Genomic DNA, 23,295 nt, shown 5'->3' with positions numbered 1-23,295 from the left:
TCTTTTTTTATACCCAAAACCAATATGTGAGACTAATCATGCAGAGTGATACACAGGGGTCTGAACCATCGCCAAGCATCTACATCACAGACGACGTCCGAACATACGTTCTCCAGAGAAAGCGTGATTTCAGGGTGAGCACATCCTGCAGCGGAGCCATCCTCCTCCCGACGTCAGTGAAACCGCCGAAATCGACCGATCTGAAGATCCCGGTTGGTGATTATACCATCTATGTCTCGAAGTATCAGGCCCGCTACATCGACTCCGTTCACAAGGGAATGATTCCTATATTTTATGATGACTTCTAGACCATGAGTTTCGAAGAACTGGAACATACCGCCGACGTCCAGATGCGGGTGCGGGGAAGGACCATAAACGAGCTCTTTGCCGATGCAGGCCGAGCCATGTTCCAAATCATGTACGGCCCCTGCATTGACCGCGGCGTCACGAGAGAGATCTCCCTCGAGGCCGATAACCTCGAGGCCCTCCTTATCGACTACCTCTCGGAACTGCTCTTCATCACCGAGGTCGAGGGCACCGTATTCTGCACGTTTGACGTTGATGTCCAGGGTACCCGGCTCACCGCCACCGCACGAGGTGAGCCCTTCGATCCAAAGCGGCACTCCGGAGGGACGATTGTCAAGGGTATATCCTACTTTGGACTCGAAATCGTTAAAGAAGAAGAGGGTTATGTGGTGGAGATCATCTTCGATATTTAAGAGGGATCCATATGCTTGAAGGAATCAATAAAGTCGGAGACCTCGAATGGGAGGTCCCCATCGGGTATGTTCCCAATATGCGGGTACCCGGGCGTTTCTTCCTCTCACCGTCGCTTGGAGAGACACTTGAGGAAGGGGCAATTCGTCAGCTTGCAAACGTCGCAACCCTTCCCGGGATTGTGAAACACTCGCTTGCCATGCCCGATATTCATTGGGGATACGGGTTTCCCATCGGCGGTGTTGCCGCGTTTGATATGACTGAGGGGGTCATCTCTCCCGGCGGGGTTGGCTTCGACATCAACTGCGGCGTCCGGCTGATCACGACACCTCTGACCGAGGCCGATCTCTCCGGCAAGAAGCGAGAACTGATCGAGAGCCTCTTTGCCGCGGTACCGACAGGTGTTGGTGCAAAAAGCACCTTGCGGGTCTCAAACAAGGAGCTCTCCGATATCATGGTCGACGGCGCACGATGGGCGGTTGAGCGCGGACTCGGCACGAGCGCTGATCTTGCCCGGTGCGAGGAGGAAGGCGCGATGCCCGGCGCACAACCGGAGACGGTCAGTGCCAAAGCACGCCAGCGAGGCGTGCCGCAGATCGGGACGCTCGGCGCGGGAAACCACTTCCTGGAGGTTCAGGTGGCGCGAGAGATCGTCAATCCCGAGGTTGCGAAGGCCTTTGGAATATCTGAGGGACAGGTCTGTTTCATGGTCCACTGCGGCTCACGGGGTCTCGGCCACCAGGTCGCCACCGACCACATACGGGTGCTCGAGGGGGCGCTTTCGAAATACGGGATACAACTCCCGGATCGGCAACTTGCCTGCGCTCCTATCGATTCCCCAGAAGGGCGTGCGTACTATGGCGCCATGGTCTGCGCTGCAAATTATGCCTGGGCGAATCGACAGGTCATCATGCACGAGGCAAGAAAAGTCTTTTCGCAGCTCTTCGGGATCGATTACGATGAGATGCGGCTCATCTACGATGTCGCACACAACGTCGCAAAGTTCGAGCGCCACGACGTCGACGGTGCGTCGATGGAGGTCTGCGTCCATCGCAAAGGCGCGACACGAGCGTTCGGTCCCGGGGCAGCGGGTATTCCCAGGGAGTATGCCGCGATCGGGCAACCCGTGATCATCCCAGGAAGCATGGGGACGTCCTCTTACCTCCTCCGCGGCACATCGACTGCTATGGAAAAGACCTTCGGGAGCACCTGCCACGGCGCAGGGAGAGTGCTCAGCCGGTCGAAGGCGAAGAAAGAAGTCCGCGGGAGAGAACTCCGGGAGCAACTCGCAGGAGAGGGCATTGTGGTGCGAGCTCACAGCGACGCCGCCCTCGCTGAAGAAGCACCCGAAGTCTATAAGCCAAGCGGGGAAGTGGTCCGGGTCGTGCATGAAGCAGGCCTCTCGGATATCGTTGTCCGACTTGAGCCGCTCGGGGTGATCAAGGGGTGACCGGCAGAACCGGGCTGCTCTGGGACAGTCCTCTCATGTTCTCGCGGCTCATCGAGGACTGCGGCTCCTGCTGTGAGACGGTCAACCCCCATATGCTTGGATCTCCCTTCTGGCGCGGACGATTCGGTTCACTCATCGTCCCGACGGGGTTTGCAAACCCGTCCTACTCAAACCTTCTTCCGGCTCTTCGGGCCGCAGAGGGGCGTATCCGGCGTTTCGTCGAGAACGGTGGGCGACTGCTTGTCTTCGGGGCAGGATGCTCTCGTGATGACGCCTACGACTGGCTCCCATTCCCGGTAACCTATACGTTCGCCTATGGGCCGCGTGCCGTCAGGTTCGAGAGGGAGAGCAGATACAACTCCCTGTTCTCCGGATACGACCTGACCGCCGTCGAGTGTGATGGCACCTTCCCGTCCCACGGCGGTGAGACGCTTGCCGCCGCGGATACCGGTGAGGCGCTTCTCATCGAGAAGGTGGTCGGCGACGGAATAATTCTGATCTCCAGTATCCATGAGTACCCAACACGTGAATTTTTGAAGGAGTTCTCCTGCAACGAGAGGGAAACCTTATTTTAGATAAACCGTGATGAAAAGTTAGGGGTACGACCATGGAGCAGTATATCATCTCTGAGTCTTCGAGAGCGCGCGATCTCGCTCCAATCATGATGAGTATCCATGAACTGCTTGGCCGTCTGCCTGTTACAGCACGCTCCCGAGATTACCCCGGACTCAGAATCGAGGGAGGGAAGATTATTGAGGAGGCCTATACCGGCCCCGTTCTTGAAGAAGTCCTGGCGGAGAACGTCACGTTGAGGGTCAGGCCGCAAGGAGGCCCATACAAAGGCATCCCGGTGGTAGTGGCGCCGGTGCGAAACGAGGAAGGCAAGGCCATCGGCGCGATTGGGATCGTCGATGTGACCGGGATCTTCGATATTGCGGGTTTCATGGAGCAGAACGCGGAGATCCAAAAGCAGATCTTTGGTGAGAATCCATATCCGCCCTCGACTGAGTCGCCTGCAACGCAAAGGTAATAGACATGAAGGATACGGCAATCAGCGTATTAAAGATTCTCGAAGAAGCATCCGGCCCGGTATCGGGCGAGCGAATTGCAGAGCAACTGGGCATAACCCGTTCAGCAGTCTGGAAACAGATACGTGAACTCCGAAAGTTGGGATACCGTATCTCATCATCGCGGGCGGAAGGCTATCGCCTTGAAGCGGCAACAAGCAGGCTCCTTCCGTACGAGATCCAGAAAAAACTTCGCACGCAGGTCATCGGACGGCAGATCCGCCACTTCGACCGCACCACATCCACAAGCTGGATCGGGAAGAGACTTGCCGGCGAGACGGATCCTGAACAACTGCACGGTCTGGTGATCATCGCCGAGGAGCAGACCGGCGGCGTTGGGAGACTCGGACGCGCCTGGGTCTCGCCCGCCGGTGGGATCTGGGCCACCATCGTCTTAAAACCGCGGATCCCGCTTGACAACCTCTTCATGATCACCATGGCCGGGGCGATCGCAATCGCCCGGGCCATTCGGAAGGAGTACAACATCAGCGCCCTCATCAAGTGGCCCAACGACATCTTCATCGGGGATAAGAAGGTTGCCGGGCTGCTCCTGGAGCTCGCCGCAGAGGCAGATACCGTCCACTATGCCCTTCTCGGGATCGGGATCGATGCGAACATCTCACTTGCCGATCTACCATCGGACCTGCAGAAGACAATCACCTCGCTCAAGGATGAGGTGGGCCATGAGGTCGATCGTGTGGCGCTTCTTGCCCGGATACTGCGGGAATTTGAGCTGCGCTATCGGCAGCTCGAGGATGGAGAATACGATTCCATCATTCGCGAGTGGAAGACCCTCTCCCTGACGCTTGAGCACCGGGTCGTCATCAAGACCATCAACAAGACCTTTGAGGGAGAAGCCATCGACATCGACAGGCACGGCGCCCTGATCATCCGCAAGGACAACGGAGAGGTCGAGCGGGTTATCGCCGGCGACTGTTTCCAGTTCTGACCCGGGCCACCTGTCAACCACAACAAAATTTTTGGTTGACAGGATTTTTCTCTTCGGCCGTCCCATACTAGACGGTCTAGATGATACGTCGAACACGGATCCTTGCCTACAGCGGCACGTTTATCGCGCTAATTGCTGCCGGGAGCTGGATATCCATCCCGTTGCCCCCGGTCCCGCTCACACTCCAGACACTCTTTGTGCTTCTTGCGGGTATCGTCATGAAACGCTACGGAGTGATACCCGTCGGGCTCTACGTCCTCCTCGGGGCGGCGAACCTGCCGATGTTCCATAACGGTACGGCGGGTCTTGGGGTGCTCCTCGGCCCGACGGGAGGGTACCTGATCGGCTTCATCCCCGCCGCCCTCATCGTCGGGCTCGCCTACGAGCATGAATCGATACAGTGGCGTGTAGGAGGCCTGATTCTGGCGACAACCGTCATCTACCTCTTCGGGGTTGCATGGCTCGCCTACTCGGCCTCGCTTGCGCTCCCCCAGGCTGTCCTGCTCGGGGTCGCCCCGTTCGTCATCGGGGAGGTCGTGAAGGTCGCAGCAGCGTACTCGATAGGAAAGCGTCTGGCATGATCCGCATCACCGATCTTCGGCATAAACTGCTCGATATTCCCGATCTCTCTCTCGTTGCACGCCATATCGCCGTGATCGGGCCGAACGGGAGCGGAAAAACGACGCTCCTCTCGGTCTGCGCCGGACTCGAGGAGCCAAAGAGGGGGAGAGTCCAGATCCTCGGAAAGCCGCCGTCCGCTGCAAAGATCGGGTGGGTAGGGGAGTTCCCGGACCGGACGCTCCTCTTCTCCCGGGTCTACGACGAGATTGCATCGACCCCGCGGTTCCGCCATTACCCCTGTACGAGGGCGGATGAACTTGTCAGGGCGGCCGCAGAGGCGGTCGGCATCGTCCACCTCCTCGATAAGAAGGTCTCGGCCCTCTCCGGGGGAGAGAAGGCCCTCGTCGGGCTGGCCGCGGCCGTTGTCGATAACCCCGAGGTGCTGATCCTCGACGAGGCCGACTCGCACCTGGACGCCGGGACCGCAAAGCGCGTCCACCGCATCGTGCGGGAGAGCCCGGCCGCCCACGTCCTCTGGTGCACCCAATCGATGGATGCCGCAGCCGAAGCGGACTTCATCCTCTTCATGGACGGCGGCAGGGTCCGGCACCACGGGACGCCCGACGAGGTCTTCTCGGCGCTCGAGGGGACGTGCTTTTACCCGACGATCTGGAGGCTCCGTTCATGAGAGTGGAACTTGATGAACTCCTGTTTGCCCGGGGGACGTTCACCCTCCGGGGCAGCGGCACCTTCGATGAGGGCGTACACCTGGTCAGCGGTCCGGTGGGCAGTGGAAAATCGACGCTCGCCCTCCTGATCGCAGGGCTTCTCCGTCCAACCGGTGGCGCCGTCCGAAGGCACGGGATCTCCTCGGTCCAGGTCCTGCTCCAGTTCCCGGAGTACCACATAACATCCTCGACCGTCGCCGGGGAGGCTGCATCCTGGGGCCTTGACCCGGACGAGGTGCTTGCCCGGGCGGATCTGGTCGGGCGTGCAGACGATGACCCGTTCCGCCTCTCCCGCGGTGAACTCAAACGGCTGACCCTTTGTTGCGCCATCATGCAAGATCCGGACCTCTTGATGCTGGACGAACCGTTCAGCTCGCTCGACTGCACCGCAAAACAGAGGGCCTGCAGGATGATCGAGGGGAGGAGAGAGGGCATCACAATCATCTTCTCGCACGAGAGCGCGGTCCTCCCCCGGGTGGATGCAATCTGGGAGATGGAGAACGGAACCCTGACCGGCCTCGGCGGTGTTCCCCATGCGATTCCCAGATGGCGGCACGCTCCGCCGTACCTTGCATACGCCTTAAACGAGGGTGCGCGCCCGGAAAACATCAGGCTCCAGGACGCCCGGGAGGCGCTATGCAGGATCCGCGACTGAGGTTCCTTGCGGCTGCTGTCCTCTCGCTTGCTGCGTTTGCAAGCACGGCAGGAGCCGTCGCAGCCCTCGTCTGGTGGCTGCTCGCGACACCGCGCACAAAAACCCTCCCGGGACCGCGGGTGCTCATCCCCCTTATTGCGATGATCGGCGTCACAGCCCTCGTCTCTGCATTGGAGGGCGGACCTGGTCTCTCCTACTTCATCCGGATGACCGTGATTCTGCTGCTTGCTGCATGGGCATATGCCGAGACGAGGGAGGGAGATGCTCTTTCTGTGGCGGTCTGGGCCCTCGGCAACCGGGTTGGATTCGAGATCGGGCTCATTGCCGAGATGGGAATTGGAGGGCTCGCCGTTATCCGGGAGGATATCGAGCATGCGCAGGTGGCAATGGCACTGAAGGGAATCCGACCCGGTCTGCGCTCGATCGTGCCGCTCGCCGTCACCCTCATTGTTACGGAGATCCGGCGATCCGACGATATCGCACGGCTGCTTGCCGTGCGGGGGTATACGTTCGGAGGAGAGATCTGTCCAGAGTTCAGGAGGGACTCAAAAGATCTTCTGGCATCCATATCAGCCGTATTTTTTGGGATTTTATCGTGCCTGCCCCTTCGCGACGTTTTTATATTATTAGGATGAATTTTCTAGAGGCTTTATTGATATTTTCTCAGCCCTTCGAGGTGCAAATTCGATGTGTGCTGCCAAATCGGATACACTCAATATCACCGACACCACGCTTAGGGATGCGCATCAATCGCTCATCGCCACCCGGTTGCGGACAGAAGATATGCTCCCTCTTGCCCGAGCCATCGACGAAGTGGGTTTTTTCTCTGTCGAAGCCTGGGGCGGGGCGACCTTTGACAGCTGCATCAGGTTCCTCAACGACGATCCCTGGGACCGTCTCAGGATGCTGAAGGCTGAACTCAAGCGCACTCCTATCCAGATGCTTCTGCGAGGGCAGAACCTCGTAGGGTACCGGCATTATCCGGACGATGTGGTGGAGAAGTTCGTAGAGGCATCGGCGCGGAACGGAGTTGACATCTTCCGGGTCTTTGATGCATTGAATGATATCCGGAATATGAAGAAAGCGATGGAGGAGGTCCAGAACGTCGGCGCGCACCTGCAGGGCGCAATCTCCTACACGACAAGCCCGGTTCACTCCGTTGCGTCCTTTATCGATATGGCGCAGGAGCTCTATACGCTTGGCTGCGACTCGATCTGCATCAAGGACATGGCCGGACTGATCATGCCCCATGATGCCCGAGACCTTATCTCGGGGATCAAGAAGGTAGCAGATGTCAAGGTCTGTCTCCACTCCCACTGTACGAGCGGCGTGGCACCCCTGAGTTATCAGGCGGCGATCGATGCCGGCGTGGATATTCTTGACACGGCGATGTCGCCGTTCTCCCTCGGCACATCCCAGCCTCCAACGGAGAGTGTCGTTGCAAGCGTCGCCGGAACGCCGCGGGATACAAAGATAGACCTCATCAAACTCCGCAAGGTCCGCAACATCTGCCGTGAGATTCGGGAGAAGTACGATCCGCTCTTCAACTCCATCGCAGACAGGGTTGACTCGGACGTGCTGATCTACCAGCTTCCGGGCGGTATGATCTCAAACCTCGTCTCCCAGTTAAAGGAGCAGAATGCACTTGACCGCCTGGATGAGGTGCTCCACGAGATCCCCCGGGTTAGAGAGGACCTCGGCTACCCGCCGCTCGTGACACCGACAAGCCAGATCGTGGGCACGCAGGCGGTGCTCAACGTTCTGATGGGCGGACGCTACCGGAACGTGACAAAAGAGGTAAAGGACTACGTCCTCGGCTGTTACGGCCGCTCACCCGCCCCGATCAGCACGGAGGTGCAGAAGATGATCATCGGCGACGAGAAACCGATCACGGTCCGTCCGGCGGATCTCCTCGAACCCATCTACGAGCAGATGCGGGCGGAAGCAATGGAGCAGGGTCTCGTCACCCGTGAGGAGGACGTTCTCACCTATATCCTCTATCCAAACATTGCTCCCTCGTTCCTCCGGGGCGAGCGGAAGGCCGAAGTGATCCCGGAAAAGACGGCAGTCGTCACCGCACCAGCAGGGGCTGCAGGCATACCCCGGTCCATGGAGGTGGAGGTGGACGGCGAGATCTTCTCGGTCCGGATCATTACCGTGGAGGGAGGCTCGGTCCCGGGACCTGCAGCCGAATCATCAGCCAAAGAGAGGATCCCCCGCGGCGAGGTCGCCGGCGGCGTCAAGAGCAACATGCAGGGCATGGTCCTGAAGGTGATGACCGAGCGTGGGAGCACCGTCAAGAAGGGCGATACCCTCATTGTCCTTGAAGCGATGAAGATGGAGAACCCAATCCGCAGTCCACGCGACGGCACGGTGAAGGAGATCTTCGTGGATGCCGGGGACGTCGTGCAGAACGGCGATGTGCTCATGATCATCGAATAGGGACTGTTTGCGCGATGAAGTACTTTGACAAGATCCTGATTGCTAACCGTGGCGAGATTGCCATCCGGATTATGCGTGCCTGCCGGGAACTGGGTATCGATACGGTTGCTATCTACTCAGAACCCGACAAGAATTCACTCCACGTCAAGTATGCCGACGAAGCATTCTGCGTGGGCGAGGCGCACCCATCAAAGAGTTACCTCAACAAAGAGCGGATCTGCGATGTGGCGAAGAAGACCGGAGCGGAGGCAATTCATCCGGGGTACGGGTTCCTTGCTGAGAATGCCGATTTTGCAAAACTTGTCGAGGATGAAGGTCTGACGTTTATCGGACCATCGTGGAAGACCATCAAGGCTCTTGGCTCGAAGATCGGGTCGAAGCAGATGATGCACGATGCGGGTGTACCGGTCCTTCCCGGCACCCCGGAAGGCGTCAGGAGCCTCGATGAAGCGAAGAAGGTCGCCGCTGAGATCGGCTACCCGGTGATTGTGAAGGCAAGCGCGGGCGGCGGCGGTATCGGGATGCACATCGCCGAGAACGAGGAGCAACTCGAGGAAGCAATCGAAAAAGGCATGCGGATCGCCCAATCCGCCTTCGGAGATCCGACGGTCTTCGTGGAGAAATATCTCACGAAACCGCGCCACATCGAGATTCAGATCCTTGCCGATTCGAAAGGGCACATCCTCCACCTCTACGACCGTGAGTGCTCGATCCAGCGCCGGCACCAGAAACTGCTCGAGGAAGCACCCTGTCCGATCATGACACCCGCACTCCGCGAACGGATGACAGCCTCGGCCATTGCCGCCGCAAAGGCAGCAAACTACACGAACGCCGGCACGGTGGAGTTTCTCTATTCAAACGGCAACTACTACTTCATGGAAGTGAACACCCGGCTGCAGGTGGAGCACACGGTCACGGAGTTCATCACAGGGCTTGACATGGTCAAGCAGCAGATCGCCATCGCTGCCGGGGAGGAACTCGCGATGGACCAGGAGGATGTCAGTATCCGGGGGCACGCGATCGAGTGCCGGATTAACGCTGAGGACCCCCTGAACAACTTCGCTGCGGATCCAGGAAAGATTGTCCGCTACCGCTCCCCGGGCGGGCCGGGGATACGGGTTGACTCCGGCATTCATGTGGGTTATACCATCCCTCCGCACTACGACTCGATGATCTCGAAGCTCTGCGCTCTCGGCTCCAACCGCGAGGAGGCTATCCAGCGGATGCGCCGGGCCATCTACGAGTATGTCATCCTGGGTGTGAAGACAACGCTCCCGCTCCACTACGCGATCATGCATAACGCTCACTTCATCGCCGGCGATACGCACACACACTTCCTCCAGGAGGAGCATATCATGGCGGATCTGCGCCGCTACCTCCACGAGGAAGAGGCGCGTATGCAGACACTGGCCGCGTCGCTCCGGCAGGGGAAACATGTGGCGGCAATAACCGCAGCAGTCAACGTGTATCTACAGAAAAACATGAAGTAACCCGTCATCCAATTTTTTGGGGAGACGTAAGGTTTATTTGTCAATACATCATTGTTATAATGCACTTTGTGTGCTGCGGTGGCCTAGCTGGTTAGGGCGCCAGACTCATAGGGTTTTCAAGCGAAACGGTGCGTCCAAACCTGGGACATCTGGAGATCGTGGGTTCGGATCCCACCCGCAGCATCGATTTTCAGGTTCAGATCTGTCAGAAAGTGTTTTTTATACATCTATTCAGACCACCTTTGCATGGGGACTAGAAAGACAACAACCGGTGAGCAGATCCATACTACTCACGGGAGTGCATTCCCTTACACACTCACATATCTCCGTTAACAAGCGGCATTCCCCGGGGCAATCCCGGATCGTACTTCGTTGCAGTCTCAAAACACGCCGCTGCTTCGTCGGTCCTATTCATATTCGTCAGGATGACTCCTTTCAGGTACCATGCCTGCCCGTACTCCGGGTCCAGTTCAAGCGCCCTGTTGCAGCTCTCCAGCGCTTCGGCGTACTGATTATAGTTATTGTTGTAGTACATCCCCCGGATGCACCAGGCCTCCAGGGTTGTTCGGCTCCGCAACAACCCAGTTATCGTAATACTCCTGGTTATCGTAATACTCCTGGTTTTTGACGTGAACTATGCAACCACCGTTAAACAGAGCAAGTATCAACACACAGCAGAGGCATACAACCGGGGATGGGGTCTTCATGGAATCCCATTGGACCCGACGGTTAATCAAACCCCGCTATCGGCAGTCAAACGTGGTGTCCTTCAGGCCCTGCCAGAACCGCTCTGCATTGACCCGATCCTACATCCAATAGACCGCAGTTGCAGGAGCGATCTCGTGCTGCCAGGGGGGCCAGGCCGCATTGCTACCCCATCAGCATACAAAAGTATTTGAGGGATGACGACAGATTAAATGAGGTAAACGGGGTGCGAAAGCGCAACCGATGGATTACCCATCTCCGTTCATGCGTAAAGCATGTTCTTCCTCATACCCTAGCGAGGGTTGCCAAGCCAGGTCAAAGGCGCAAGGTTGAGGGCCTTGTCTCGTAGGAGTTCGAGCGTTCAAATCGCTCCCCTCGCACTTATGCTTCTCGCCCGGGCAACGGGCGGCGAGAATCACCAGAGTGCCCAGGTAGTGTAGTGGCCTATCATGACGGCCTGTCACGCCGTCGACACGGATTCGAATTCCGTCCTGGGCGTTCCATTCTCTCACCATCTTTCAGCAGGCGATAGAGCACATCCCACTTCTCCAGTAATAACCCCAACCGCTCCCGACCCAACTCTTCGCTCCATAGCCACCAAGCCGTTCGTGAGTATCAGATCCGCCAGATATCCGGCTCGACAACAAACAGTTCGATGCGCCCTGGGACAAACCGCGCAGAGAGGAAAGGATAGAAGAGATGCCGTACCGGCAGGGAGAGATCACGCCAGTATTTCATGGCGCTGCTGGCAGCGTGCCTGCAGTTCATCCCACTCATCCGGGTGCTCCTCAGCCCATTCTATAATCGCATGGATAACCCGATCCCGCGACTCAGAATCCCCTCGATAATCTACCAGGACACAGTTTACCACCACTTCGATCTGATCTTTCAGGTATTGTTTATCTCCGGCCATAGCGGCTACCTCCTGATACTCCAGGTGCCAACGTTGGGTGAAGGTTCGAGACCATATAAGCCTGATCCCGCTCGCCCGGCGCCCTCAGGGCATCTCGCCGTTGCCCAGAATCCGACGCAGCGTCCCCCTTTGCAACTACCAGCCCACATGCACCCGGATTCCCATAAGGCACATAGTTCTGCCGCGCCGCAGGAGTTATCATGCCCGAAAGAGAACGATATGCAGTTACGATGAAACTCGGCGTGCTCTTCTCCGGTGGGAAGGACTCACTCTTTGCCTGCTGGAAATCGATGCAACAGGAAGAAGTGGTCTGTCTGATCACGGTCGTCTCCAAGAACCCCGAGAGCTATATGTTCCACACCCCAAACATCCGCCTTGCCGCACTCCAGGCAAAGGCGGCTGGGCTCCCTCTCGTTGAGGTGGAGACGGCAGGGGAGAAGGAGACCGAACTTGAAGACTTAAAGCGGGCTCTTTTCGTTGCCCGGGAACAGTTCGGGATCGAAGGGATCGTCACCGGGGCGATCCTCTCTGTCTACCAGGCAACAAGGGTCCAGCGGGTCTGCCAGGAACTGGGCCTCTGGTGCTTCAACCCGCTCTGGGATACAGACCAGGAGGCGTACATGGACGAACTCATCAGCGCCGGCTTTAAGGCCATCATCGTCGGCGTTTTTTCCGCTCCTTTTGACGCATCATGGCTTGGGAAGGAGATCGACCGCCATACCCTCGATGAACTCCGGAAAATCGCCCGGAAGCACCAGGTTACCCTCACCGGGGAAGGTGGGGAGTTTGAGACGTTCGTCGTCGATGCCCCTTTCTTCTCACAGCGGATCGCGATCGAGGAAGCATCGCGAGTTTACCAGAACTACAACGGCGTCCTTCGGATTGAGCGGGCGGGGTTGATGGAAAAATGATCCTCGTTCTCGACCTCTGCTACAGGGAGAACTCGCTCTCCCGGGACGAGTTTGTCAGGCCGATTGAACGGCACCTCCAGAATGCCGGAACACCGTTTGCCACCCGCCACTACACCGCCGTCGGTGCACCGGAGATCGAGGCCGCGGATGCGGCGATCATCTGCGGGACGGCGCTCCAGGATACCGGGTTCGCAGAACATCCGGAACGGTTCAAGTGGCTTTCTGAATTCAAGCGCCCGGTGCTCGGCATCTCCTCCGGGATGCGGGTTCTCGCGGCTGCCTTCGGCGGCGGTATCGAACCGTGCTGCGAGATCGGCATGACCGAGATCAGAGTGCTCGTTCCCGATCCTCTCTTTGCCGGAAAGGAGGATTTTTTTGCATACGAACTGCATGAACAGGCCGTGCAGGCTCCAAATGGGTTCATATCGCTTGCCGCCTCCGACCGGTGCCTCCAGGCGATCCGGCACCATTCACTCCCTCTCTACGGTACCCTCTTCCACCCCGAAGTCAGAAACGAGTGGATCATCGAACGGTTCCTCAAGTTAGTGGGAACCGCTCAGTAAGACTTATCGTCAGCACCGGATAGAAGATGGAAGTGTTCCGGGCGTATCCCGGCGTGCCTCGCATGGGTATGGGATTCGAGTTACCAGACATCCAGAACCTGACGGCGGGGGAATGAAGGAATGCCCGAACCCCTCCGGCTGCTCATCATCACCAGGAGCCCGGGCGACGCCCTGCTGATAGAGCAGCTGCTCCGGGAAGTCGGGCTCCCGGTTGAGATAATCTCATACCCGCAGGTTGCCGACGGTCTTGCTGCCCTCATGCGGGAGCCGTTCGATCTCGTCATGCTCGACCCCGATAACGATCCCGATGTGGTGACGCGGGTGAGCAAGAATGCCCCCGGTGTTCCGGTCATCCTTCTCATCCCGCGTGACGACCTTGACGCCGCGATCAGGCTCCTTTGGCGTGGTGCGGACGATTACCTGATCCGGGAGCAACTCACCCCCGAACTCCTGCTCTGCACCATCCGATATACTCTCATGCTGAAGCGCACCGAGGTGGCGTTCAAGCGAATAGAGTGCTTCTGGCACGAGATCGGCAGGAGCCTGCATGAAGGAATCCTCGTGGTCGACCAGAGAGGCACTATCGTCTTTGCCAGTGCTCGGATGAAGGAGATCCTCGGCTACACCACAGACGAGATGCAGGGGACCCCCTTCCTTTCCTTCGTCGACCCGGTCGACGTCCCACGGGCAAGGATCCTGATCGAGCGGGATGGAGGCGGGCGGGAGGAGACTGAACTCCGGCTCCGCCGATCCGACAGACGGGTTATCGACGCCAGACTCACCACTTCACCGGTGACCGGCGGAAACTCCGGATACGTTGGTGTTGCCATCGGCGTTGCGGACATCACCAACCAAAAACTCGCCGAGGAGGGGATCCGGCGCAGGAACACTCAACTTTATGTCATCAATCAGGTGGTCAGGACTGCCACATCGTCGGCAGATCTAGACGAACTGCTGAGAGGCGTGCTTGAGAAGACCCTGGAACTCCTCATCTTTGAGGGCGGCGGCGTCTACCTGATCGATCCCGGCCGGTCCAGCGCCGAACTGGTCACCGAGATCGGGCTTCCGGAAGGGTTCTCGTTCCGGCGACGGATCATCGATCTCGGTGCACCGCCATACGACCAGGTTCTCGGGAAGGGTGCGGCGCACTTTGTAGAGAACTACCCGCGCACCTACCCGCAGGATGCCGGATCAGGTATCCAGGCGTTTGCGAGCATCCCCATCATGACCGGGAAACGAGTAATCGGCGCCATCAACCTGGTCAGCCGGACCGTGCACAGTTTCTCACCGGATGAGCGGGAGGTGCTCGTCTCCATCGGCAGGGAGGTAGGGGGCGCCGTCGAGCGAATGTGGCTCAACGAGCAGGCGAATTTCTACCTGGACCTCATGACGCACGACATCAACAACGCAAACACCGTCGCCAGCGGCTATGCAACACTCCTTGCAGAGACACTCGCCGAGCCGGATAAGGGTCTTGCCCGAAAACTCGCAGCGGCTATCAGGCAGAGCGCCGAGATCATCGGGAACGTATCGACGATCCGGAGGATTGCGGAGGAAACTCCCGCACTCGGGCCGGTGAATCTCGATCCTGTCATCAGGGATATCATCTCCTTCTTTCCGGACGTCGATATCCACTACACCCCGCAGACCTTGTGCGTCGCCGCCGACGATCTCCTCGGCCAGATCATCATAAACCTCGTCGGCAACGCCGTCAAGTTCGGCGGCCCCGGGGTCTCGATCTGGATCACTGCACGGGAGGAGGACGGGAGAATTCTGGTCTCGGTCGAGGATACCGGTCCCGGGATACCGGACGCCGAGAAACCCATGGTATTCAAGAAGTTCAGGAAAACAGGGAGTAGGAGCGGCAAAGGTCTAGGACTCTACATCGTCCACACCCTGGTCCAGCGCTACGGCGGCAGGATATGGGTCGAGGGCCGGGTGCCGGGGCATCCGGAGTCCGGGGCCGCCTTCCGGTTCACGCTCCAGGCGTGCCCACCCGTCACCGGCCGTAACGATTGATCGTGTTGATCAGGGCTGCAAACCCTTCCATCTCTTTATCGAGCACTTCCGTACGGGTCATCCCCATGCTCATCTCCGCGTCGGCCGTCAGCATATCGGGGCCGCGCACCACCACGCGGTCGACGCCGTCTGCGGAGAGGATCTTCTGGGCCTCGGCGTCATGGACGAAGGCCCGACCGGGGATGACCACAGCGTCCTCAAGCCTCGCCAGGTCCACCCCGGCAAGGTCGTCGGCGGTGATGAGGCAGGCGATCTCCTTTCTGACCTTGACGACCCTTGATGTCGAGCCGCGGATCGAGAGGACACGCTGGATGAAGGGGGCCGCGATGCTCCCGGTGATCACCGTCGCACGCTTCCTGACCCGGGGGAGTTTCTTTAAGAGGTCGGGCTCGTGAAGGATTGCAAACGGCGATCCGATCGAGGGATCGCCAAGCGGGGTCCCGCTGATCTTCATTGAGAACCGTTCGTTTAGGTCGGTGACGATATCGTGGAACTCATCGACAGTATGGACCCGTTGCCCCTCTAGGAGCGGTGCATTCCCGAGAATGAGCCCCTGGTCGGTTCGGTTTGCAAACCGCATCAGGATCAGCCCCTTTGCACCCCGCTCCTCCAGCCACGCACAGGTCTCTTCAAGAATCTCGCCGTCGTTGACGCCCGGGATGATGACTGCGGCGGCGTAGACGTCGACTGCGCCGCAGAGCCGGTCGAGGATCTCAAGCGAGGTCTCCGGCGTCGGGTCGTGCATCCATTCTCGCCGCAGTTCTGGGTCTGCGGCGAAGATGGTATAGGAGACCTCGGCGAGGCCGTTATCGATGAGGAAGTCGGCAATACCGGGGTCATCGAACCCTTTGCCGCTGGTGTAGCCGATATGGAGCGGCACCTCCATGCTGCCGAGGAGTTCGATGAGGTCGCGGAACTCCGGGTAGCAGCTCGGGTCCCCACCCCCGCTGATGGTGATCCGGTCGAGATCGTCGCCCATCACCTGGAGGTTTGCCAGCGTCTCGTCGGCGACGCTCCGGAGGTCTTTGAACCCGGTATAGCCCTCGCGCACGCCCCGGGTGCAGTAGTCGCAGCCTTTCTGGAAGGGGAGGCAGTATTTGCAGCCGAACGACGTTGTGCCCTTGACGTGTTTGAAGTAGCAGTACGAGCAGAATCCCCGGCAGTCGAGGCCGGGCCGACCCCCGAGATCGACGGTGAGATGCGACATTCTGATGGTACTTCTGTGCTCCTCGGTTATGAAGATTGCAGACCCATCCTTGCCGTCGCGCTGCAGCCAGGCCCATCGACAAAACGGGCATTGCACGACAACCCGAGCGGCACCGTGCACCTTTATGCCCCGGGGTGGGCAAGGTGATCGTGGGAGAGGAAGGATATGCGAACAAGCCACCGGCTGCTGCTCCGGCTCTACCACGATCCTGGCTACGACTTCTCCCGGGTCGAGGTCGAGTACGTCGATCGGGGAGCGCCCGGCGACCGCTCACGGGTGCAGGGGGAGCGGGTCGTCGCGCTCGATGCCCAGTACCTGGAGGTGGACTCCGGGACCCACGTCGCCTGCATCCCCTACCACCGGATCCGCCGCATCCTCTACGACGGCAAGACCCTATGGCCACAACCGGCCGAGGGCATGGAGAGGGGCGAAGACAACCCGGGGTGAGCGCCACCTTTTTTACTGCAGACCGCCCACATAATAGGGTGTGCCCCAGTGGCTTAGCTGGCAGAGCGGCTGACTTGTAATCAGCAGGTCCCGAGTTCAAATCTCGGCTGGGGCTCTTGCGCTTTTAGTTCAAACCCTGAGGTAAACGAATACTCCTGTAATCGTTCAATCCCCTTCGATCCAATTCCAACCCGGGGGTAATGTCCTCGCTCCCCGGAGATTCGGCCGTGCCAGTTCGGGCGCATCGGTGAGGCCCTCCGTCTTGTGATAAGGCGAGCCCTCTACCATCTGTGTTTGTGCGTTCGATTACATAATCGGGGGAAGATCATCTTCGAGGGCCTCGAGCAAGGCAGTTTTCCGAGGGGAGGCATTCTCAAACCCGCAAATGATCCGGAGACGCAGACGAAACCGCCATGAGAGGCAAACGAGCAGATATCATCCTGTGGGTGAATGCCTCCGGGTTCCCCTCAACATCGAGAGCCACTGGCGTATCAGCGCCATTTCACGTAAAGCGGCGGCGACCATGACCTTCGTGGCAAATCCGGCTCTGGGGAGCACACGGGTCGGACTGCACTCTCCGGGGATGATTGGAGTTAGGCCACACCGAGAGTCATGTGACTATGCGTGACCGGTACCGGGCATCTTTTCTAGAGTTAGGACGTAAGGGGGACGAGATCTAACATACCAAAAATGTATGATCCGTACTACCAGACGTCACCCCGTGTGGTTTTTTAGATACCACATCAATGTTCTGTCCGGAGACTCTCCCGGTGTTTCGATGCCATTTAGATCTCAATCGCTTACACCCGTCAACAGGTGGGGAGACGAAGTTCGTCTGCGTCGACGACCTGATGAGATCGTGGATCTTTATAAACCGATAGCATTATTGGAGATCCCCGATCACATATCTGTAGAGCGAACCTACACCTCGCCCGATGCTTGAATAGGGCATTTTTAGGCGCTGTTAGAATTGGACTAAAGTAGGATTGAAACGAGAGAACCGTTGGACTCTTACCCTTTCGAGACCCTAGTTAGAATTGGACTAAAGTAGGATTGAAACTGGTGACGGTCTGGGTTAACGACAGACAAATTATACGTTAGAATTGGACTAAAGTAGGATTGAAACCGGGTACATGGCGAGGAGTTTATACGGGGATTGAAGTTAGAATTGGACTAAAGTAGGATTGAAACATTACTGATCCTACAAAACTCCTTAATTCTTTCGTAGTTAGAATTGGACTAAAGTAGGATTGAAACGTCTATATCCTGAATGATAACGAGGAGTCCGGCGAAGGTTAGAATTGGACTAAAGTAGGATTGAAACCTTCTATCCTCACCGTAACCTCTTCGCCGTCCTCGAGTTAGAATTGGACTAAAGTAGGATTGAAACCACCTTGGCGAGGAGTTCGACAATGCCTCGCACCTCGTTAGAATTGGACTAAAGTAGGATTGAAACCTGTGAAAGTGGGAGCGTGTATGTCCGTAAGGACAAAGTTAGAATTGGACTAAAGTAGGATTGAAACATCAATTGTGTAACATTGTAGTAACCGCGGGGGATGGTTAGAATTGGACTAAAGTAGGATTGAAACTATCTCATATTTGCGGCGAGTCGGTCCCTGTCCTCTGTTAGAATTGGACTAAAGTAGGATTGAAACGACCATGCGGGCTGCGTTGCTCTACGCTGCCGAACGGTTAGAATTGGACTAAAGTAGGATTGAAACTGCCCTTCTCTTCGAGGGCTGCGAGAGTGATCGCCAGTTAGAATTGGACTAAAGTAGGATTGAAACAGGCGCAGGAAGAGTATAACGCCGCGCTCCGGGAAACAGTTAGAATTGGACTAAAGTAGGATTGAAACCGTAAGGAGGGTATATACCTTCAGCATCATACCCTCGTTAGAATTGGACTAAAGTAGGATTGAAACTATATTCTTATCGCATTGGTTACATCTGGAATATTGGTTAGAATTGGACTAAAGTAGGATTGAAACATCGGGTGCATCGATACAAGGGGATGCTCAGCATACGTTAGAATTGGACTAAAGTAGGATTGAAACACAAACGTTAAACATAACGTTTTACCGTTCCCACGGTTAGAATTGGACTAAAGTAGGATTGAAACGTCGTAGAATTCGAAAACGGAAAGCGCTTGATTGTAGTTAGAATTGGACTAAAGTAGGATTGAAACGTATCTGACGTTACTATGATATCACATAGTTGATATGTTAGAATTGGACTAAAGTAGGATTGAAACTAGTTTCTGCCCATGGGGCCTCCTGGGGATTTTCTGGTTAGAATTGGACTAAAGTAGGATTGAAACAGTCCAACGGCGATAGGGATTAACGGCGCAACCATTGTTAGAATTGGACTAAAGTAGGATTGAAACGCGAAAACGATATCGTATGTATGAGGTGATTAACGATGTTAGAATTGGACTAAAGTAGGATTGAAACGATCTTACCCTCGCATACAGGGCAGTTGTCGGTATCGTTAGAATTGGACTAAAGTAGGATTGAAACGATACATCGAGGTTTCTGTTCCTGAAAACTCTACCTAGTTAGAATTGGACTAAAGTAGGATTGAAACCGGGAGACGTTCGAGGCGTCGGGCTGACAGGCAAGAGTTAGAATTGGACTAAAGTAGGATTGAAACGGTCGCTCATCGGAGCCACCCCCCGGAGGCAAGCGCGGTTAGAATTGGACTAAAGTAGGATTGAAACAATATTGTTTTAGCCGTCGCAAAACCGACACCAAAGGTTAGAATTGGACTAAAGTAGGATTGAAACATGATGGCCCGGCCGGAGGGGACGCGCAGAAAATCGGTTAGAATTGGACTAAAGTAGGATTGAAACGTCGGGAGAAAGCAAATGCGACCAAGAAGTGACATCGTTAGAATTGGACTAAAGTAGGATTGAAACGGGGTAAGGATATCGTTTACCCATCCACGAGTATCGGTTAGAATTGGACTAAAGTAGGATTGAAACAAAATTGGCTAGACCAGATGAGGCTAAAGCACCCTAGTTAGAATTGGACTAAAGTAGGATTGAAACGTCGGTACTACAAACGTGCCAATACCTTCGACGGTAAGTTAGAATTGGACTAAAGTAGGATTGAAACTATCCATTTAGTGTCTTTTTCTGTCTCTGAAAGTAGTTAGAATTGGACTAAAGTAGGATTGAAACAATCGACCATCCTCACAGAGGCTCTATATCCGACGAGTTAGAATTGGACTAAAGTAGGATTGAAACTGCTCGGAATGATTTATTGTAGTACTTACTCCGAACGAGTCGAAATTGACCTAAAGCAGGACTGATACCGCGAGAGACTCAGGGGAGCGGCCCCTGGCAGGGAGCCCTCCCCTGATCGACCCTACTTGGGCCCATTCACCTTTTTGCACTGGACCGCGAATCAATAAGTGATCGGAGTGGCAGAAGAGGAGAGAAGGACTGGCGGGCTAGCCATCAACACCATCCATACCATGGACTGCATCGAAGGCATGCAGCGCCTCCCGGCAGGTTCGGTCGATATCATCGTCACATCGCCGCCCTACAACATCGGAAAGGAGTACAACACCTACGACGACCAGAAACCCCGCGAGGACTACCTCCGCTGGATGGGGCAGGTCGCCGCCGGAGCGTCGCGGGTCCTCGCCGACGACGGTTCGTTCTTCCTCAACATCGGCGGCAAACCTCGCGACCCCTGGATACCCTTCGATGTCATCCAGCAGTTCCGTCCTCACTTTGAACTACAGAACGTCATCCACTGGGTCAAATCGATCGCGATCGAGAAGGAGGACGTGGGGAATTACGAAAACATCCTCGGCGATATCGCCGTCGGCCACTACCAGCCGGTGAACAGCTCACGCTACTTGAGTCAATGCCACGAGCACATCTTTCACTTCACAAAGAAAGGAGACGTCATCCTCGACAAAATGGCGATCGGCGTGCCCTACCAGGACAAGAGCAACATCGGTCGATGGAAGGCGGCGGATCGCGACCTCCGCGACCGGGGGAACACCTGGTTCATCCCCTATCGGACCATTCGCTCCTCCCGACCTCATCCGACCAGTTTCCCGGAAAAACTCCCGGAGATGTGCATCAGGCTCCATGGCTGCCGTCCCGGGACGCTCGTCCTCGACCCCTTCATGGGCATCGGGAACACGGCGCTTGCGGCGATTGCACTTGGCGTAGACTACATAGGCTTTGAGATCGACCCGGAATACCAGGCCATTGCAGAGGCCCGAATTGCCAAGGCACGCCGGCAAGAAGGATCGGACTGACGTAGACTATCCTTTTTAAGGCAGGAGATACTCCGGGCCCAACCCACTCCCACCACTATTCTTCAAAAAACCGGCCCGGACCATGTACATTATATAATTTAGGCGGTATGTAGTCCCTGCCAGAGGGAGAATAATGGATCTCAAATACGTATCTACGACATGCCCGTACTGCGGCACCGGGTGCGGGTTCAACCTTGTCGTCCGCGACGGCAAGGTCGTTGACGTGGCGCACTGGCAACGCGCACCCGTCAACGGGGGCAAACTCTGCCCAAAAGGGCGCTACGCCCACGAATTTATAAACAGCCCGGATCGACTCACTAAGCCGCTCATCAAGAAGAACGGCACGTTCGTCGAGGCGACCTGGGACGAGGCATACGACCTGATCATACAGAAGTTCAGGTCCTACAAGCCCGAAGAGATGGCCTGCCTCTCGTCTGCCCGGACATCGAACGAGGAGAACTACCTGATGCAGAAGTTTGCGAGAGTGGTCCTCAAGACCCCGCACATCGACCACTGCGCCCGGCTCTGCCACTCATCCACCGTCGCTGGCCTTGCTGCGGTCTTTGGGTCCGGCGCGATGACCAACTCGATCAAGGACATCGCCGAGTCAAAGTGCGTCTTCGTCCTCGGAAGCAATACCTTCGAGCAGCACCCGCTCATCGGGCGGAGCATCATCCGTGCACGGGAAAGCGGGGCAAAGGTGATCGTGGCCGACCCGCGCTACACCCCGACCGCCAAGCAGGCCGATCTCTACATGCCGTTCATCTCGGGGACCGATGTCGCTCTCTTGAACGGCTTGATGCAGGAGATCATCAAGAACGGCTGGGAAGACAAGGAGTTCATCAAGAATCGGACGAAAGACTTCGAGAAACTCAAGGAAGTCGTCATGAAGGAGGACTACAGCCTTGAGAACGTCTCAAGAGTCTCCGGGGTCCCCGCGGAAAGCCTCAAGACCGCCGCAGAATGGATTGCAACCGCCGATGTTGCCGCGCTCATCTACTCGATGGGCATCACCCAGCACACCGTCGGCGTCGACAACGTCAAATCAACCGCCAACCTGATGCTGCTCACCGGCAACCTCGGCAAACCCGGCTCCGGCGTCAACCCGCTCCGCGGCCAGAACAACGTTCAGGGCGCCTGCGACATGGGAGCCCTCCCGAACGTCTACTCCGGCTACCAGAAGGTCACCGACGAGGCGGCGCAGAAGAAGATGAAGGAGATGTGGGGCGTCGACGAACTCGCCGAGGGCAAGGTCGGCTACACGGTCACGGAGATGATCAACGTCCTCGCCGAGAAGCCCGGCGAGATCAAGTGCATGTACATCATGGGCGAGAACCCGATGCTCTCCGACCCGGACATTCAGCACGTCGAGGAGGGGCTTAAGAACCTCGAGTTCCTGGTCGTCCAGGACATCTTTATGACCGAGACCGCCGAGCTCGCCGATGTCGTCCTCCCCGCCGCCTGCTACGCCGAGAAAGACGGCACGCAGACCAACACCGAACGCCGTGTCCAGCGCTGGAGAAAGGCCCAGAACCCTCCCGGCGAGGCGAAGCCCGACTGGCAGATCCTCTGTGAACTCGGCAGCAGGATGGGCTACGAGAAGCAGTTCTCGTTCAAGAGCCCCGAGGAGATCTTTGACGAGATCGCCGCGGTCACGCCGTCCTATCACGGCATGTCCTACGCCCGCCTCGACCCGGACGGCCTGCACTGGCCCTGCCCGACGGCGGAACATCCGGGAACGCCGATCCTCCACCGGGAGACATTTGCCATGCCCGACGGTCTCGGAGTCTTCTCGCCTATCGAGTGGAAACCCCCTGCCGAGGTCCCGGACGCCGAGTATCCGTACGTCCTCACGACCGGGCGCACCATCTGGCAGTGGCACACCGGCACGATGACCCGGCGATCGTGGAGCCTTGAGAAGGAGGCGCCCATCGGCTGGATCGAGATCAACCCCGATGATGCAGAAGAACTCGGAATCAAGAACAACGAAGTCGTCCGGGCAAGTACCCGCCGCGGATCAGTCGAGATCCCCGCACGGGTCACGCCGGAGATCATCAAGGGCGTGATGTTCATCCCGTTCCACTACAAGGAGCATCCGGCAAACCGGCTGACCCACAACGCGCTCGACCCCATATCAAAGATCCCGGAGTTCAAGGCGTGTGCTGTTAAGGTTGAGAAGATTTCGGAGGTGTGAGAT

21 protein-coding genes, 4 tRNA genes and 1 CRISPR repeat array are annotated in these 23,295 nt (G+C 57.2%); of the genes, 22 read left to right on the top strand and 3 right to left on the bottom strand.

Annotated features, from left to right (window positions below; genetic code table 11):
- Positions 1–38: 38 nt before the first annotated feature.
- The 13 genes from ACI94_RS02250 to ACI94_RS02190 all read left to right on the top strand — a co-directional run bounded on the left by ACI94_RS02250 (position 39) and on the right by ACI94_RS02190 (position 10,242).
- On the top strand, positions 39–308 hold the full coding sequence (locus ACI94_RS02250; RefSeq protein ID WP_066953819.1) for a hypothetical protein: 270 nt from the start codon (positions 39–41) through the stop codon (positions 306–308).
- A 3-nt stretch (positions 309–311) separates the two neighbouring features.
- Positions 312–719: an archease gene (locus ACI94_RS02245; RefSeq protein WP_066953816.1), complete on the top strand. Its 408-nt coding sequence runs from the start codon at positions 312–314 to the stop codon at positions 717–719.
- A gap of 11 nt (positions 720–730) precedes the next feature.
- Positions 731–2,167 (top strand): RtcB family protein, encoded by a 1,437-nt coding sequence (locus ACI94_RS02240; RefSeq protein WP_066953812.1) that lies wholly within the window; start codon positions 731–733, stop codon positions 2,165–2,167.
- Entirely contained in the window at positions 2,164–2,742 is a 579-nt protein-coding gene (locus ACI94_RS02235) for a hypothetical protein (RefSeq protein ID WP_224732761.1), read from the top strand. Before ACI94_RS02240 ends, ACI94_RS02235 begins: the two co-directional genes overlap by 4 nt.
- A 32-nt stretch (positions 2,743–2,774) precedes the next feature.
- Positions 2,775–3,197: a DUF2111 domain-containing protein gene (locus ACI94_RS02230; RefSeq protein WP_286681042.1), complete on the top strand. Its 423-nt coding sequence runs from the start codon at positions 2,775–2,777 to the stop codon at positions 3,195–3,197.
- Between the two features lie 5 nt (positions 3,198–3,202).
- Positions 3,203–4,183 (top strand): biotin--[acetyl-CoA-carboxylase] ligase, encoded by a 981-nt coding sequence (locus ACI94_RS02225; protein WP_273258915.1) that lies wholly within the window; start codon positions 3,203–3,205, stop codon positions 4,181–4,183.
- An 80-nt stretch (positions 4,184–4,263) separates the two neighbouring features.
- Positions 4,264–4,764 (top strand): biotin transporter BioY, encoded by a 501-nt coding sequence (locus ACI94_RS02220; RefSeq protein WP_066953800.1) that lies wholly within the window; start codon positions 4,264–4,266, stop codon positions 4,762–4,764.
- A complete protein-coding gene (locus ACI94_RS02215) occupies positions 4,761–5,432 on the top strand; it encodes an energy-coupling factor ABC transporter ATP-binding protein (RefSeq protein ID WP_066953797.1) in 672 nt (223 codons plus the stop codon). Before ACI94_RS02220 ends, ACI94_RS02215 begins: the two co-directional genes overlap by 4 nt.
- Positions 5,429–6,127, top strand: coding sequence for an ATP-binding cassette domain-containing protein (locus tag ACI94_RS02210; protein WP_273258912.1), 699 nt, complete (start codon positions 5,429–5,431; stop codon positions 6,125–6,127). The genes ACI94_RS02215 and ACI94_RS02210 overlap by 4 nt, the downstream gene beginning before the upstream one ends.
- On the top strand, positions 6,109–6,762 hold the full coding sequence (locus ACI94_RS02205; protein ID WP_066953791.1) for a hypothetical protein: 654 nt from the start codon (positions 6,109–6,111) through the stop codon (positions 6,760–6,762). The genes ACI94_RS02210 and ACI94_RS02205 overlap by 19 nt, the downstream gene beginning before the upstream one ends.
- Positions 6,763–6,814: 52 nt before the next feature.
- Complete coding sequence (gene oadA / locus ACI94_RS02200) at positions 6,815–8,569, top strand: sodium-extruding oxaloacetate decarboxylase subunit alpha (protein WP_066953788.1); 1,755 nt, start codon at positions 6,815–6,817, stop codon at positions 8,567–8,569.
- A 14-nt stretch (positions 8,570–8,583) separates the two neighbouring features.
- A complete protein-coding gene (locus ACI94_RS02195) occupies positions 8,584–10,059 on the top strand; it encodes an acetyl-CoA carboxylase biotin carboxylase subunit (RefSeq protein WP_066953784.1) in 1,476 nt (491 codons plus the stop codon).
- Between the two features lie 72 nt (positions 10,060–10,131).
- Positions 10,132–10,242: transfer RNA gene (locus tag ACI94_RS02190), tRNA-Met, on the top strand.
- Positions 10,243–10,375: 133 nt separating this feature from the next.
- On the opposite strand, the gene ACI94_RS02185 is transcribed toward ACI94_RS02190, so the two are convergent.
- Positions 10,376–10,636 (bottom strand): tetratricopeptide repeat protein, encoded by a 261-nt coding sequence (locus ACI94_RS02185; protein WP_150468704.1) that lies wholly within the window; start codon positions 10,634–10,636, stop codon positions 10,376–10,378.
- Positions 10,637–11,059: 423 nt separating this feature from the next.
- On the opposite strand from ACI94_RS02185, the gene ACI94_RS02180 reads away from it, so the two are divergent.
- Both ACI94_RS02180 and ACI94_RS02175 read left to right on the top strand, forming a co-directional pair.
- Positions 11,060–11,144: transfer RNA gene (locus ACI94_RS02180), tRNA-Leu, on the top strand.
- Positions 11,145–11,189: 45 nt separating this feature from the next.
- Positions 11,190–11,262, top strand: a tRNA-Asp gene (locus ACI94_RS02175).
- A 117-nt stretch (positions 11,263–11,379) separates the two neighbouring features.
- Here the strand turns inward: ACI94_RS02175 and ACI94_RS02170 are convergent.
- Positions 11,380–11,541, bottom strand: coding sequence for a hypothetical protein (locus ACI94_RS02170; RefSeq protein WP_161937557.1), 162 nt, complete (start codon positions 11,539–11,541; stop codon positions 11,380–11,382).
- Positions 11,542–11,907: 366 nt separating this feature from the next.
- Between ACI94_RS02170 and ACI94_RS02165 the strand changes: the two genes are divergently transcribed.
- From ACI94_RS02165 to ACI94_RS02155, 3 genes are all read left to right on the top strand, one after another.
- Complete coding sequence (locus tag ACI94_RS02165; protein WP_273259121.1) at positions 11,908–12,588, top strand: diphthine--ammonia ligase; 681 nt, start codon at positions 11,908–11,910, stop codon at positions 12,586–12,588.
- On the top strand, positions 12,585–13,151 hold the full coding sequence (locus ACI94_RS02160) for a type 1 glutamine amidotransferase (protein ID WP_273259119.1): 567 nt from the start codon (positions 12,585–12,587) through the stop codon (positions 13,149–13,151). The genes ACI94_RS02165 and ACI94_RS02160 overlap by 4 nt, the downstream gene beginning before the upstream one ends.
- Before the next feature lie 120 nt (positions 13,152–13,271).
- Positions 13,272–15,170: an ATP-binding protein gene (locus tag ACI94_RS02155; protein WP_286681041.1), complete on the top strand. Its 1,899-nt coding sequence runs from the start codon at positions 13,272–13,274 to the stop codon at positions 15,168–15,170.
- Here ACI94_RS02155 and mmp10 read toward each other — a convergent pair.
- Complete coding sequence (mmp10, locus tag ACI94_RS02150) at positions 15,151–16,377, bottom strand: methyl coenzyme M reductase-arginine methyltransferase Mmp10 (protein WP_066953767.1); 1,227 nt, start codon at positions 16,375–16,377, stop codon at positions 15,151–15,153. The two genes, ACI94_RS02155 and mmp10, sit on opposite strands and share 20 nt — an antisense overlap.
- A 165-nt stretch (positions 16,378–16,542) precedes the next feature.
- Here mmp10 and ACI94_RS02145 point away from each other — a divergent pair, with 165 nt between their 5' ends.
- The 4 genes from ACI94_RS02145 (at position 16,543) to fdhF (ending at position 23,292) form a co-directional block, all read left to right on the top strand.
- Complete coding sequence (locus tag ACI94_RS02145) at positions 16,543–16,824, top strand: DUF504 domain-containing protein (RefSeq protein WP_066953763.1); 282 nt, start codon at positions 16,543–16,545, stop codon at positions 16,822–16,824.
- A 42-nt stretch (positions 16,825–16,866) separates the two neighbouring features.
- A tRNA-Thr gene (locus ACI94_RS02140) sits at positions 16,867–16,939 on the top strand.
- 848 nt (positions 16,940–17,787) lie between these two features.
- Positions 17,788–20,135: direct repeats of the CRISPR family, unit length 30 nt; unit sequence GTTAGAATTGGACTAAAGTAGGATTGAAAC.
- A gap of 108 nt (positions 20,136–20,243) precedes the next feature.
- Positions 20,244–21,098, top strand: a complete 855-nt coding sequence (locus tag ACI94_RS02135; protein WP_083524714.1) for a site-specific DNA-methyltransferase — start codon at positions 20,244–20,246, stop codon at positions 21,096–21,098.
- 133 nt (positions 21,099–21,231) lie between these two features.
- Positions 21,232–23,292: a formate dehydrogenase subunit alpha gene (fdhF, locus tag ACI94_RS02130; protein ID WP_286681040.1), complete on the top strand. Its 2,061-nt coding sequence runs from the start codon at positions 21,232–21,234 to the stop codon at positions 23,290–23,292.
- Positions 23,293–23,295: the final 3 nt, after the last annotated feature.

The sequence above is a fragment of the Methanoculleus sp. DTU007 genome (assembly GCF_001512385.1).
In the GTDB taxonomy this organism is placed as follows: domain Archaea; phylum Halobacteriota; class Methanomicrobia; order Methanomicrobiales; family Methanoculleaceae; genus Methanoculleus; species Methanoculleus thermophilus.
Note: the sequence above shows the minus strand (reverse complement) of the source record. Positions and strands in the feature narration are given on the sequence as shown.

Coding starts and splice junctions, on each gene's coding strand:
- ACI94_RS02245 (WP_066953816.1), top strand. CDS start 312: ATGAGTTTCGAAGAACTGGAACATACCGCCGACGTCCAGATGCGGGTG.
- ACI94_RS02215 (WP_066953797.1), top strand. CDS start 4,761: ATGATCCGCATCACCGATCTTCGGCATAAACTGCTCGATATTCCCGAT.
- ACI94_RS02225 (WP_273258915.1), top strand. CDS start 3,203: ATGAAGGATACGGCAATCAGCGTATTAAAGATTCTCGAAGAAGCATCC.
- ACI94_RS02220 (WP_066953800.1), top strand. CDS start 4,264: ATGATACGTCGAACACGGATCCTTGCCTACAGCGGCACGTTTATCGCG.
- fdhF (WP_286681040.1), top strand. CDS start 21,232: ATGGATCTCAAATACGTATCTACGACATGCCCGTACTGCGGCACCGGG.
- ACI94_RS02230 (WP_286681042.1), top strand. CDS start 2,775: ATGGAGCAGTATATCATCTCTGAGTCTTCGAGAGCGCGCGATCTCGCT.
- ACI94_RS02155 (WP_286681041.1), top strand. CDS start 13,272: ATGCCCGAACCCCTCCGGCTGCTCATCATCACCAGGAGCCCGGGCGAC.
- ACI94_RS02250 (WP_066953819.1), top strand. CDS start 39: ATGCAGAGTGATACACAGGGGTCTGAACCATCGCCAAGCATCTACATC.
- ACI94_RS02160 (WP_273259119.1), top strand. CDS start 12,585: ATGATCCTCGTTCTCGACCTCTGCTACAGGGAGAACTCGCTCTCCCGG.
- ACI94_RS02210 (WP_273258912.1), top strand. CDS start 5,429: ATGAGAGTGGAACTTGATGAACTCCTGTTTGCCCGGGGGACGTTCACC.
- ACI94_RS02240 (WP_066953812.1), top strand. CDS start 731: ATGCTTGAAGGAATCAATAAAGTCGGAGACCTCGAATGGGAGGTCCCC.
- ACI94_RS02170 (WP_161937557.1), bottom strand. CDS start 11,541: ATGAGTGGGATGAACTGCAGGCACGCTGCCAGCAGCGCCATGAAATAC.
- mmp10 (WP_066953767.1), bottom strand. CDS start 16,377: ATGTCGCATCTCACCGTCGATCTCGGGGGTCGGCCCGGCCTCGACTGC.
- ACI94_RS02205 (WP_066953791.1), top strand. CDS start 6,109: ATGCAGGATCCGCGACTGAGGTTCCTTGCGGCTGCTGTCCTCTCGCTT.
- oadA (WP_066953788.1), top strand. CDS start 6,815: ATGTGTGCTGCCAAATCGGATACACTCAATATCACCGACACCACGCTT.
- ACI94_RS02195 (WP_066953784.1), top strand. CDS start 8,584: ATGAAGTACTTTGACAAGATCCTGATTGCTAACCGTGGCGAGATTGCC.
- ACI94_RS02145 (WP_066953763.1), top strand. CDS start 16,543: ATGCGAACAAGCCACCGGCTGCTGCTCCGGCTCTACCACGATCCTGGC.
- ACI94_RS02165 (WP_273259121.1), top strand. CDS start 11,908: ATGAAACTCGGCGTGCTCTTCTCCGGTGGGAAGGACTCACTCTTTGCC.